The sequence below is a fragment of the Stieleria maiorica genome (genome assembly GCF_008035925.1).
Taxonomy (GTDB): domain Bacteria; phylum Planctomycetota; class Planctomycetia; order Pirellulales; family Pirellulaceae; genus Stieleria; species Stieleria maiorica.
Genome location: NZ_CP036264.1, coordinates 4,056,429 through 4,068,887, shown reverse-complemented (window position 1 = coordinate 4,068,887; position 12,459 = coordinate 4,056,429). Strand labels below are relative to the sequence as shown.

The 12,459-nt window shown below is 58.8% G+C and carries 10 protein-coding genes; 4 read left to right on the top strand and 6 right to left on the bottom strand.

Going from position 1 to position 12,459, the window contains the following annotated elements:
* Positions 1–15: 15 nt before the first annotated feature.
* From Mal15_RS13970 to Mal15_RS13945, 6 genes are all read right to left on the bottom strand, one after another.
* The gene (locus tag Mal15_RS13970; protein ID WP_167546809.1) at positions 16–381 is read right to left on the bottom strand and encodes a flagellar hook capping FlgD N-terminal domain-containing protein; all 366 of its coding nucleotides are present in this window, start codon (positions 379–381) and stop codon (positions 16–18) included.
* A 10-nt stretch (positions 382–391) separates the two neighbouring features.
* Positions 392–2,365 (bottom strand): flagellar hook-length control protein FliK, encoded by a 1,974-nt coding sequence (locus tag Mal15_RS13965; RefSeq protein ID WP_233903439.1) that lies wholly within the window; start codon positions 2,363–2,365, stop codon positions 392–394.
* Positions 2,366–2,600: 235 nt separating this feature from the next.
* Positions 2,601–3,608 (bottom strand): sigma-54 interaction domain-containing protein, encoded by a 1,008-nt coding sequence (locus Mal15_RS13960; RefSeq protein WP_147868332.1) that lies wholly within the window; start codon positions 3,606–3,608, stop codon positions 2,601–2,603.
* A 5-nt stretch (positions 3,609–3,613) separates the two neighbouring features.
* The gene (locus Mal15_RS13955; protein WP_147868331.1) at positions 3,614–4,006 is read right to left on the bottom strand and encodes a hypothetical protein; all 393 of its coding nucleotides are present in this window, start codon (positions 4,004–4,006) and stop codon (positions 3,614–3,616) included.
* The gene (locus Mal15_RS13950) at positions 3,987–5,012 is read right to left on the bottom strand and encodes a tetratricopeptide repeat protein (protein ID WP_147868330.1); all 1,026 of its coding nucleotides are present in this window, start codon (positions 5,010–5,012) and stop codon (positions 3,987–3,989) included. Before Mal15_RS13950 ends, Mal15_RS13955 begins: the two co-directional genes overlap by 20 nt.
* Positions 5,009–7,243: a tetratricopeptide repeat protein gene (locus Mal15_RS13945; protein WP_147868329.1), complete on the bottom strand. Its 2,235-nt coding sequence runs from the start codon at positions 7,241–7,243 to the stop codon at positions 5,009–5,011. Before Mal15_RS13945 ends, Mal15_RS13950 begins: the two co-directional genes overlap by 4 nt.
* A gap of 214 nt (positions 7,244–7,457) precedes the next feature.
* Here Mal15_RS13945 and Mal15_RS34070 point away from each other — a divergent pair, with 214 nt between their 5' ends.
* From Mal15_RS34070 to Mal15_RS13925, 4 genes are all read left to right on the top strand, one after another.
* Positions 7,458–7,751 (top strand): flagellar biosynthesis anti-sigma factor FlgM, encoded by a 294-nt coding sequence (locus Mal15_RS34070; RefSeq protein ID WP_167546808.1) that lies wholly within the window; start codon positions 7,458–7,460, stop codon positions 7,749–7,751.
* A 93-nt stretch (positions 7,752–7,844) separates the two neighbouring features.
* Entirely contained in the window at positions 7,845–9,257 is a 1,413-nt protein-coding gene (locus Mal15_RS13935) for a flagellin N-terminal helical domain-containing protein (RefSeq protein ID WP_147868327.1), read from the top strand.
* Positions 9,258–9,876: 619 nt separating this feature from the next.
* The gene (gene fliD, locus Mal15_RS13930; protein WP_147868326.1) at positions 9,877–11,871 is read left to right on the top strand and encodes a flagellar filament capping protein FliD; all 1,995 of its coding nucleotides are present in this window, start codon (positions 9,877–9,879) and stop codon (positions 11,869–11,871) included.
* 37 nt (positions 11,872–11,908) lie between these two features.
* Positions 11,909–12,319: a flagellar protein FliS gene (locus Mal15_RS13925; protein WP_147868325.1), complete on the top strand. Its 411-nt coding sequence runs from the start codon at positions 11,909–11,911 to the stop codon at positions 12,317–12,319.
* Positions 12,320–12,459 lie beyond the last annotated feature (140 nt).

Sequence of the window (12,459 nt, the reverse complement as noted above, 5' to 3'; positions counted from 1 at the left end):
CGAGACGCAGCTGAACTAGCTCGCCTCGGTCACGCGAGCGATCTGGTCAAGTGAAACGGTTTGCCCATCGACGAGCACTTGGATTGAATCGTCGATGTTGAACACGTCGGTCGCGACGCCGGACCTGACCTCGCCTGAGGCCGAGTCGATGTAGTCGACCGACTTGCCGATCAAATTGACACCCTGGGTCAATTCCTGAAGCTCCATGTACTGGCTGAACGATGCATTCAAGTTTTCGATCCCTTCCAGAATCGAAAACTGTGTCAGGTCGTTGATCAGACCTTCTTGGTCGACCGGATCGACCGGGTCCTGGTGCTGAAGCTGGACGGTCAGCAACTGAAAGTAGTCCACCGAAGCGGTTTGCGAAGTGATTCCTTCCACGTGTCTCTCCTTAGGCCACAATGTTGACGCCGCCGCCGGAAACCGATTCTCGGCTCATGCTGGACTGCGCTTGTGATTTCGATTGATAGCGATGATCGGCCGGCCGATGTTGCCCCTCCGATTCGCCCGACGATTGGTCTTGGTACGAAATATTGACATCCGATGCGTCGAAGCCCGCGTCAGCCAGTGCGTCCATCAATTGATCGCGGTGGCTGAGTAACAGTTCGCTGGTCACGTACTCGGTTGCAATGATTTGTGTCTCGATCGCTTGATCGGTTTGCGTGACGTGAATCTTCAGTGTCCCCAACTCGGCCGGATGAACTTCCAGCCGAACGGTTTGGCCATCGAGTTGCAAACTGGTTCGCATCGCTTCATGAATCACTTCGGCCGTCTTTTTGACGGCTTCCGGTGATGCGGGCGAGCTCTGAATGAATTCCTCCAAGGAGAGCGTCTCGAAAATCTCCTGGTCCGCGACCACATCCAGACCGACATCGATCGGCGAGTCCATCGGAACAATCGCCGGCGATTCATTCGTCAGCGGATTCGAATCGGAAAACTCCGCCGAAACGATCGGCTCAAATGGGTTGCCACGCCGAGATTCCTGGCCACCGAACTCCGCAGCCCCACCCGATTCGATTGGGATCGAATCTTGCAAGATCGCATCACCCGAACTGTCTGCCGAATCATCCATTTCAACCGGGTCGGTCGCATCGTCGCTCGTCTCTAGCGGCTGCCTGGTTGCTGCGAGAGCCGGCTGATTGGACGGACTTGAATCACTGGCCAGTTCACCCGCGACCTGCGCCGCTGAAGCCGCTGCGGCTTGCTGTGGCGGGGCTTGAATCAGTGGCTCCGTGGCGCGTGATGCACTTGCCTCTTGGTCGACGGCGTCCGATAGGGACGTTTGATCCACCGCAGTTTCGGCGTCGGCCCCGCGCTGTGTCCGCTCCGACGGATCGGCCGCATCCAACCCGTCCGCCCCTTCCACCGCGGCATCGCTGTTCTCACCCGACACGACGCCTGCCGTGGCGAATGATCCTTGGTCAGCTGCCGTGAACGGTTGCGACAGGACGGAACTGCTGGATGCCTGATTCTGCAGACCTACCGAATCACTGCTATCGGAAGCCTCGACCGGCATCACGGAGGCCGCAACGACGGCATCAACCGAGGCATCGCCCGCCGAATGATCCAAGTTGCCTACTGGGGCACGTTCCTGATTGCTCGATGCAACCCCAACGCGAGTTTCCGCCGCAGCACCCGATAACTCACCGGGGTTCTGTTCGACATTGCTGGCCGCATCGGCTTGGTCGAATTTGCCATACGCCGATTCGTCATGTTCCCCAACGCGTCGCGATTCTGCTTTTACATCCACACGCCTTGCGTGGTCAGACGAGGCTTCCGAAGCGGCGGCGAGTGATTCCACGCCGCGATCAGCCACCGAAGCGGCGTCCGATTCCGAGACCGCCAAGGGGAAATCGTCATCCACCAGGACATCGTCGCCAGCGGTGTCCGCATGAACCACTCCATCCGGGGCGCCGGCTTCCGAATTTGACGCGTCGGCCGAAGCGGACGAGTCGATGTTTACCTGGGTCGTATCGAGATCCAATGCATCCGGCGAAAGGTTCCCTGTGTCAACCGGTTGTGCTACCAGTGGATACCCCGAAAGCAACACCGCCTCGCGTTGTGAGTCGACGTCAACGGCCGTATCCGCAGCGACGCTCACGTCCGCATCGCTGACGACGCGCCCCAATTCTCGGTGGGCGAATTGCGTCGTCGGTTGCGCCGATGTTGCGAGTTCGGCTGCCGGTGTGACCAGTTCAGACATCGCCGAAGCTGCTTCGCCGGTTGCAGTCGCTGACACATCGACTTGCGTGACCGGATCCTCCTGCATCAGGAGTCGTTTCGCGACCGCATCAAACGACTCGGATCCCGCTGCCGATCGATCCTGTTTTGGAGTCGCCGACACCTTGCTCGGGCAAGGTGCCATGCAGGGGAAATCGAAAAAGTGGTTTGCCATTTGTTCCTCAAAGTGAGCTTCAGTCCGCCGACGTGTCCGAAGACATGCCGGCGTAGCACTTGGCAAACGCCGTGCCAAACTCACCAGAGACGCAAAATGGCGTCTCGGCAGGCGGGTGATTTACGCAGAACGATCAACCCGCATTTCAGAGAATTGCTCAAGTGTCGGAGGCGGAAAAATCTGCACCACCGGTGGCAATTCTTTCCTATGCCGCCTTGCGATCCTCGCCGTCCAGCTCGCGATATCGCTTGATCTTGTTGGTCAACGTCCGCGGCGAAACCCCAAGTTTCTCTGCCACAAGACGTCGATTACCGAAGTGGTCGATGGCGGCGGTGATGATCTGCCGCTCGACCTCTTCCAGATGCGTGTGCAGCCAATGCTCCGGCAAGACGGTATCAACATCCCCGTCACCTTGCGGGGCTTCGTCGCGCCCGCGATCGCGATCGCGTCGTTGATCACACGGGATTTCGCTTTCGGGCAACCCCAGGTGCTCGACACCGATTCGGGGACCGTCGGCGAGCACACACGCGCGGTGGATCACGTTCCGCAGTTCACGAATATTTCCCGGCCAATCGTGACGGGCCAGTGCCCTCATCGCGGCTGCATCCAAACCTTCGACGTCGGCCTCGCCCTCGGAACGAAATTGTTTCACGAAGTGCATGGCCAGCGGCGGGATGTCACCGAGTCGCTCGCGCAACGGGGGGATGACGATTTCGATGACATTGATTCGATGAAACAAGTCCAACCGAAAGTTGCCGTCATCGATTTCCTGTTGAAGATCACGGTTGGAGGCGGCAATGATCCGCACGTCGTGATCGATGGGCGTGCTGTTGCCGACGCGTTCGAAGCGTTTCGATTCCAACACGCGCAGCAATTTTGCCTGGGATGTAATCGGGATCTCGCTGACTTCATCAAGCATCAACGTGCCATCGCTTGCCAATTCGAAACGTCCCTGACGCGCCGCGACGGCCCCGGAAAAAGCACCCTTTTCATGCCCAAACAGCTCGCTCTCGAGCAGGTTTTCTGGCAGCGCGGCACAGTTGAGCGTCACCAGGGGCTTGGCCGCCCGGGGACTGGAGTGATGAATCAACTGCGCAAACAACTCCTTTCCGGTACCGCTCTCACCGGTCAGCAAGACCGGCGCACTGGAGCGAGCCGCCCGCTCGGCGAACTTGATCAGCTGTTTGATTTTTGGCGATTGGGTAATGATCATCCGAACTAGGCGTGATTGTTTCCCCGATAGGCGTTTTGCATTTGCACGGCCCGGACGCTCCCTTGGATCTTCGGAAACAGCCGACGCAGCGAATCGACCGACGCCTTTTCCAGGCCCGCCAGCTTTGGCATCAAAGTCTTCACCACGTCGATGGTTTCGTCGGTCAGTTGTTTGATTTGGCCGCCGGCATGCTCATGCTCGTCCTGATAACGCTGCCGAAGGGGTCGCAACACGTCTTCGGTCTGCTTGATCTGCTTCATTTGTTCGCCGATGGACTCAACCCCGCCGCCGGGCTCACGACCGACGGTGTCGACAATCTCATTCAGCCGTTCGTACTGCTGTTTCAGCCGAATCGTGTATTCAATCAGCGTCTGTTCTTCACTGGGAGACATAATCATTTGACCTTTCAAGGAGGGCATTAAAGTCCGCCGACACATCACTGAATTTTTTCTGCGTCCCGTCCGACGACTCCGCGTACTTGAGCCACCACTTGGCGGCCTGGACGGGATAATCCGCGGACTCTTCGTTAGCGATGTCACGCAGTGTCCCCTGCGCCTTTTCGTAATCCCCAAGCTTGCGCTGGCACAGCGCGACCAGCAGATCCAACCACGTTCGATCAGACTGCGAAAGCTTGTCGACCGCGACCGACCGGAATGCCTTGAGTGCCGATTCGTAGTTCCCGGTTCGGTACAGACTCTCGCCAAGGGCCAAGGCGTTGACCGGTTTGGGTAGAAGTCGCTCGGCAGCCACCGATCCCTCGGGCGTCTTGTCCTCCGCCGCCGCCTCGACGGCCGCCGGTTGATCCAGACTTTCGTCGATCGAAGACAGTGTCGGCTCCTTCGTGGCGGCTGTCACCCCGGATTCCACGGCCCCGTTACTTTCGACGACGTCCCCTCCGGGCGTCTCCAACGCGGGAGTGCCGGTCCCACCGGGAATCGCTTGGGCTTGCTCGGCCGACAGCGCCATCGCCTTATCGCGGCGAAGCCGTTGCAGGATCCGAATCCGTTCGCGAATCTCCGACAGACTGCGAGACGAATTCTGGGCCGGCCCGCCGGGCTGCTGACTATCCGCCGCTGCGGAGTCGGCTTCAACCGCGCCTTGACCCGGAACCCAAACGCTTCTCGGCGCCGGCGACTGCGATTGCTCCGCAGCCGTCTGGCGCTCCTGCCGCGCTTGTTGAGTCCGCTTGATCAGCGCTTCCAAACGCCCCTGAACCCCCTGATCGGCGACAGATTCGTCTGCCATGATCGAGCGCAAAGACATCGGGGCATCGGCCGGCGACTGGGCGCGCAACGGGTCGACCGAGCAGGCGATGGCGACAACAAAGACCAGCGTGAAACTGCGAAGCAAAATGTTCCGGATCAATTGAATGTATCCTTTTGATGATTGTGCTTGAACCTTCATGGCGTCACCGTCGTCGCGTCATTGCCCGATGACGCATTGCCCTCCGTCTCGGGCAACAGACCGGCAAAGCACAACGCCGCCGCGTAGTGGTCACCCGATTTCTGAAGCGTTTCGCCCAACTTCTCAAGCGCGTCGGATTGGATGGATTGGTCGACTTGCATCGCGAGGATCCGGCGGCAAATGATTTCACTCTGCTCCAGATTCCCCATGTCCAGCTGAACCGACGCGTGCAGGTACAACACTTCGGGCAACAGATCGGCCGACACCGTCCCGAACGACTCGATGGTCGTGTTGGCCTGATCCAAATCCAATGATTCGTAATACATTTCCGCCAACTGCAATCGAATCCGTTCGTTCCAATAGCCGGGCGGTGCGTTTTCCAGCGCCGCGCTCAGGTTGCCGATCGCCTTGGATCGCAACCCCACCGACGAATAAGCCTTGGACACGATCAACGAATCGGCAAACGAAACGATGTCCTGGGGTTGAAGAGCCGCCAACGCAAGCACGACCCGCTGCCCTTCGTCTTGCAACCCATGCTTCGGGCCGACGTGTTGGAATCGCGCGTACGAAGAAAACACGCTCGCCAATCGCTCCAACGGCCCACCGGCCAAATCGGCGGAAACGTCGAACAGCACCGAATTGGCCGAATAGGGGTCACCTGTCAACAAATAGCCACGCGCCAGTGTCATCGCGGTTCGCGCCAGGACGACCGGGTCGTCCGCGCGACGCATCCCTCGCGAAGCCGCCGTGATCGATTTTGACATCTGGCCGAATTCCAATTCCAAATCCGCGATCATCGCATAGACCTCCGCCTGAAGCGCCGGAGACAGAGTCTGGTCGAGGGCCATGTAGCTTGCGTGCAGCGCATTCAGGCTGTCGCCACGCACCATCGACAGCGACGCTTCGTTGAAATACAGGTCGGCATTCAATTCATGAGCCGGCCCGGCCTCGCGAGCGGCACGGTACTTGTCAGCCGCAAGGTCCCAACCGCCAGACAACCGAACGTTGTTGCCGTCGTTCATGATCGCGGCGACCCGTTCGACGCCCTCAAGGTAGTCCAACTGCACCCGCTGCAACATCCGCTGGGTACGGGCAAGATCGTACGAGGCCAAATCCCGCGTGGTCAGTTCCTCACGGGCCATGATCGTTACCCCGCCCTCGGACTGACTCCACGACAGCTCCATCGACTCAAGGGCCTGATCAAGCAACAACGACACCGCCATAACCGGCGCGTTGACGTTGGCCAACCGCCCCACCAACGACGACTTTGCTTTTTCGGTGACCGTGATCTGCAACCCCGACAAACGCTGCAACTCGGAGATCAGCTTCAACACCGAGACACCACTCAAATGGGCCTGCACGAGCACCAACGACACGTCACCCTCATAGTTCTGCAATAGCTTCAACCCCGAACCGGGATTCACGGGCACGCCATCGGGCGACTCCCAGTCGGCGAGCGCAAGCATGGAATCCACGGCAACGGGCACCCAGTGGTACTCCATCGGCTCCTTCTGAAGGGCCTCGACGACCACCTCATTGGCGAGCAGACGTCGCTGCAGGCAATCGGCCAATTGGTGCACGATCGTTTGCCGGATGATTTTTGGGTACCCGTCATGGGAATACACCAGAAACAACTCGCTCAATAGCGAGATCGCCTCACCCAATTGACCCTGACTTTCCCAAAGCCGCGCCAGCCCCAACAGGCTGGCCAATTGTTGGACGGAACCTTTCTCCGCAACCCGGATCGCGCTGTGATAGTGCTTCTCGGCCTGCTCGTGCAAACCGGCCAACTCTGACGCCAGCCCCAAGCGGATCAACACGGCGACATCGACCGGCAAATTGGCCTGTTGCCAGAGCTTGCTGTAATGCTTGACCGCACCGACCGAATTCCCTCCGGCCAACAGGCGATCGCCCAGTTCAAGCACGCCGAAATCGATCGGCTGGCTGCGCTGTGCGGACGGACGGACATCATTCCAGATTCCCGCAACGGTGGCGGAACTCGCCGGCGGCGCCTGAGGGTCATCCCTCACCGCGCCATCGAAGTCTTCAGCGGCGAACGGAGAGAGCTGCTCCGCAGCGGCCTGACCGCTTGTTTCGGTGGCCGGCGGGGGAATCTGCTCTGCGGGCGAGTCGATGTCCACCTGGGGCTCGGACGGCCAATTGTAGACCAGCCCGCCGACCGCACCGATCGCCAGAAAGACTGACACCCACAAGACTTCCGTTCGAAACACCGCGTCTGCATCCTACATGAGAACATGGCCCCGATCGCTCAGAGCGGGGCATCCAAAAGCGATCCAATCGGCGCATTCCGGACATGCGCGATCGTCCCTTTATTCGCTACGACTGTATCGACTAAAAAAGCTTTGCGGCTTAAGGATTTTATACGCAAGTTCGTCACGGGCCTCTCGACAACCCATTTCAGTCACCCATTGCGGAGAGAGAAGAATGAGAATCAACCCCATCGGAAATTCGCAGCCCGCTCAATACAAGCGGCTCGATTCCCAGTCGACGGCCCAGCAGAACGAGACGCCAGCGCCGACCCAGGCTTCGGCGGCTAAGTCTTCGACGGCCTCGACCTCGATTCAACTCGATTCGATCCGCGATTTATCACAGGTCCTCAAGCAGTCAGCTGATGTGCGAGAGTCCGTGGTGGAAGCAGTCAAACTGAAAATACAAAGCGGCGAATACCTGACCAAAGAGGCTGCGGTCGATACGGCCAGGTCGATTCTCGATTTGTAAGCTTGCCGGGAACCTCCCTCAACGCAAGTGCCACGGATGCACTCATTGTCACGGACGTTTCTTTGAATCCTTAATCCAGAGTAAGCAAGAGAAATGAGCTTAACAATAACCAACAACGTCGGCGCTCTGAATGCCCGCAACAATCTGAACCGATCTTCGAACGCATTGAACAAATCGATCGAACGACTGTCGACGGGCTTCAAAGTCAACCGGGGTGCAGACGGTCCTGCCGCTCTGGTGATTTCTGAGAAGCAACGTGCCCAGATCGCCGGTCTGCGAACCGCCATCGACAACACCGAAAAAGCGGTCGCCGTCGTGCAAACCGCCGAAGGTGCCCTGAACGAGATCAACAGCATTTTGATCAAAGTCCGCTCGCTGGCACTCGATTCGGCAAACTCCGGCGTCAACGACGCCGACGCGTTCGCCGCCAACCAAGCGGAAATCGACAACGCACTTGACACCATCAATCGAATCGCCGCCAACACCCAGTTCGGCGAGAAAGCACTGCTCGATGGATCCGCCGGCGTCACCGGTTCGACCTCCGACACCGACGTCACCTTCCTCAAGGGTGGCAGCAATACCAGCGACGGTACCTACGCGGTTGCCATCACCACCCAAGGTGAACGAGCCAACATCACCGCCGGCACGTCGCAAACCGGCAACCTGGCCGCCGACGAAGTCCTCTCGGTCAACGGCGTCAGCATCACGCTGAACTCCGGATTGAGCCGAGCCGGTGTGGTCGCTCGTATCAACGAATTCACCGACCAAACCGGTGTCGTCGCCGAAGACATCTCCGGCGGAACACGCCTGCGTTCAATTGAATTCGGCTCCGACGCCGAGATCGAAGTCGTTTCGGACACCGCAGCTGCGGGAACTTCGTCCGGTTTTGGCACCACGCTGAATACCGACCAAGGTGTCAACATTATCGGTACCATCGATGGCGTCGCCGCCTCGGGTAAAGGCAACACGCTGACCAGCGTTTCCGGTGCGTCCAAAGGCACCGTGGTCCGTGTCGGCGAACATTCCTCCGACGCCGCGCTGACCGAAACCGGTGCTCAAGGCAACGTTTCGATCCAAAACAACGCCTTGGTCTTCCAAATCGGTGCCAACCAAAACCAGACGGCCCAAATCTCGATCCAATCGGTCAACGCCGACGCTCTCGGTGTCGCCGTGACCGGAACGAAGTTCAACAGCCTGAACGAAATCGACGTCACGTCCTTCGACAACGCTCAAGACGCCTTGAAGGTGATCGATTCCGCGATCGACGAGCTGTCCAACATGCGTGGCGAACTCGGTGCGTTCCAATCGAACACGCTCGAATCGATCGCCAACAACATGCGATCGACGCTGGAAAACACCGTCAACGCCGAATCGGTCATTCGCGACACGGACTTCGCCGAAGAAATCTCCAAATTCACCAACAACCAAATCTTGGTGCAAGCGGGGACGTCGGTTCTGTCCAGTGCGAACCAAACGTCTCAGTCGGTTCTGTCGCTGCTGCAGTAAGACGAATCGACCGATGAATCACCGCCGGGTGAGGGAAATCCACCCCTTCCCCTCTCGGCGGCCCCAGTCAGCGTGCTCTCCGCGATCGCATCGCCCCTCCACTCGGCGGTGCGGCCGCGGCGGGCACGCTGACTTTTTTTCGGCCCGCGTCCGCGGACGTTTCGCGCTCGCGCCTCATCATGAGTGCTTTGGTCCGATTCCAGTCAATGGTAGTGGACGACGCGAGCAGTCCTCGCCGCTGGCATCCCCAATGGACTCGTCGCCTCGTCCACTACTCGAAAACCGAGCGGCGGCGGATTTCCGGCACGATCGCCCACTGGCCGACACGATCCGCGTGGAATGTGAAACCGTAGCCGTCTTCCGGGTTAGCAGTGGAGGTTTACCGTCGGATCCGACATTTGTGTGAACAGCACAATGCAAGCGTCCTAGGCTTCCGATGGAACTGTTCGGGGGTGAGACCAGAACGGACTCGCGACGTAATCAACTTGGATGATTGTATTCCTGTCAGGGCGCTGAGCTCTTTGGCTGCCGGTGCGAGTCTTCATTCGCAGCCTGAGATCCCGCTTCTTGACGCCTTGCACGGCCCATGCGGCTACACCTCGCCAGAAGATAATTGACGATGTTCAGTATTGACGGGATCGTTTCTGGTTTTGACACGACCAGCATCATCGAAAGCCTGCTCGGTTTCCAGCAGACCCAGATCGACACATTCAATTCACGCAAGGCGGAAGTCACCACCAAGCAGACGACATTCAAGGGCATCGAAGCCCAGCTCGTCACGCTGCAGTCGTCCCTGAGCCGCTTAAATCGTGCGACCAATTCGGTGTTTGATGCGCGCACCGGGTCGAGCACCAACGAAGACGTGGTCACCGCGACGGCCGGCAGCGGCGCGATCGCCGCCAACTACCAAATCAGCGTCGAACAACTCGCATCGGCCCATCAGATCGCTTCCCAAGGATTCTCGTCCACCAGCGAACAGATCGCCACCGGCGACATCACCTTCAAGGTCGGTGACCGAGCCGAACAAACGATCACGATCAACGAGAGCAACAACACACTTAAAGGCTTCGTCAACACCATCAACGAGCAGGTCAAGGATCTTAATGCCAGCGTCATCTTTGACCAGGCCGCCGGATCTCACCGCATCCTGCTGTCGTCCAAACATACCGGCGCCGCCAATACGATCTCGGTCTCCAGTGCCCAGGACCCGCTGACCGGCGTGCTGCCGGATTTTTCCGGCCCCGCCGTGCAACCGCCGCTCAACGCGATCGTCAAACTCGGCTCCGGCATCGGCGCGATCTCCGCCGAATACGATTCCAACACGGTCGACGGATTGATCGAAAACGTCACCCTGGAACTGAACAAAGCAGCCCCGGGCGAGGTGATCAACATCGACATCGAAACCGATACCGAATCGGCCAAAGAAGCGGTTCAGGGATTCGTCGACAACTTCAACGCGATCATCGAATTCATCGATACCCAGTCGCAATACAACCCCGAGACCGAGGTCGCAAACCCGCTCCTGGGCGATCGATCCGCCAGCACGATCAAGAACAAACTGCTGACCATCGTCTCCGAGTCGGTCCCCGGTTCCGGATTGGCGCGGCTGAGCGAAATCGGCATCGATCTGGACCTGAAAGGCAAACTCGCAATCGATTCGGCGAAACTGGACCAGGCGCTCAAGGGCGAACTCGATGACGTCGATGCCGGCGAGATCCGCAACCTGTTCGGGCTCAACGGCGCCTCCACCAGTTCCGGCGTCCGATTCCTCGGCGGGACCGCCCGCACTCAACCGTCCGAGACGCCGTATGAAGTCGACATCACTCAAGCCGCCGAACAGGCATTGGTGACCGCGACCAACGCCGCCGCGGCCAGCATCGTCGTCGACGGATCCAACGACAGCTTTGAAATCACCGTCGACAGTATCGTCAGCGAAACGTTGACGCTGAACCACGGAACCTACACCACCGAAGAACTGGCCGACCACCTGCAATCGGTGATCAACAGTTCCTCCACCCTGGGCGTCCACCAGGTGGAGGTCAGCGTCGGAAGCGACAACCGATTGAGCATCACGACGGAGGCTTATGGGTCCGCCGCCAACGTCTCCAGCTTGAACGGCACGGCCGCCTCCATCCTCGGATTCGACGGAACCGAAAATGACGCCGGCCAGGATGTCGCCGGACGATTCCTCGTCGGCGGCGTTGAAGAAATCGCCAAAGGCACCGGACGAATCCTCACCGGTGATCCGGACAACGAAAACACCGCCGACCTGCGCGTCGAAGTCACGCTGACCGCTGCCCAGGTCGCGGCCGGCAGCGAGGCCGAACTGACGATCACGCAAGGCGTCACCGGACGGCTGAACGACTACATCCGCAGCGTCTTGGATGCCGACACCGGATTGCTAAAGACCGTCAACGAAACGTTTGAATCGCGGATCGCTTCGATCGATGCATCCATCGAAAAGGTCGAAGCATTGACGGAATCCAAACGGGAGTACCTGATCGCCGAATTCACAGCGCTGGAAAGCATCATCAATGAACTCCAGACCACCGGCAATTTCATTTCAACTCAATTGACGTCGCTGGGCAACTTCAGTGGCAACAACAAGAAATAGCACCTTTCAAAGACCGTTCGCGCACGGGGGATCATCAATGGAACAGCTAAAGACATATCAACGGACGAGCATCAAACGCGGTTGGACCCGAGTGGACATGCTGCTCATGCTGTACGACCGCGCCATTGAATCGATCGAAGCATGCGAAATCGCTGCCGACGCCGGCGATCCCGCATTGTTCTGTAAACACGAGTTGGCGATGCGCAAAACCATCATGGCCATTCACGCAGGACTGAAACCCGACGAAGATGAAGTCGCCTTCAATATCGCGCGACTGCTGCACTTCGTCATGATTCGATTCGACGAAAAGGACTTCGCGAACTGCATCAAACTGCTCAGCCAGATCCGCGACGGGTTCGCCCAAGTCGCCGACCAGGCCAACGAAATGGAACGTCAAGGCGAGATCCCCGCGCTGCCCGAAAGCGACACGTTCGAATCCATCGCCTAATTCCAGGCAGATCTTTTTGTGCGTCGTCACCGATCTCGATGACTCTCGTGAACGAAAACGTCGGAAAAACGCGTGTGAACGTCAGTATGACCGCATGCGGAGCGGCCTGGAGACGTCGAGAGCATCCTTTACGAATCTGC

Bases quoted from the DNA above. Each gene is read 5' to 3' on its own strand.
- Mal15_RS13925 (WP_147868325.1), top strand. From the start codon at position 11,909: ATGGAACAGCTAAAGACATATCAACGGACGAGCATCAAACGCGGTTGG.
- Mal15_RS13960 (WP_147868332.1), bottom strand. From the start codon at position 3,608: ATGATCATTACCCAATCGCCAAAAATCAAACAGCTGATCAAGTTCGCC.
- fliD (WP_147868326.1), top strand. From the start codon at position 9,877: ATGTTCAGTATTGACGGGATCGTTTCTGGTTTTGACACGACCAGCATC.
- Mal15_RS13965 (WP_233903439.1), bottom strand. From the start codon at position 2,365: ATGGCACCTTGCCCGAGCAAGGTGTCGGCGACTCCAAAACAGGATCGA.
- Mal15_RS13950 (WP_147868330.1), bottom strand. From the start codon at position 5,012: ATGAAGGTTCAAGCACAATCATCAAAAGGATACATTCAATTGATCCGG.
- Mal15_RS13935 (WP_147868327.1), top strand. From the start codon at position 7,845: ATGAGCTTAACAATAACCAACAACGTCGGCGCTCTGAATGCCCGCAAC.
- Mal15_RS13955 (WP_147868331.1), bottom strand. From the start codon at position 4,006: ATGATTATGTCTCCCAGTGAAGAACAGACGCTGATTGAATACACGATT.
- Mal15_RS34070 (WP_167546808.1), top strand. From the start codon at position 7,458: ATGAGAATCAACCCCATCGGAAATTCGCAGCCCGCTCAATACAAGCGG.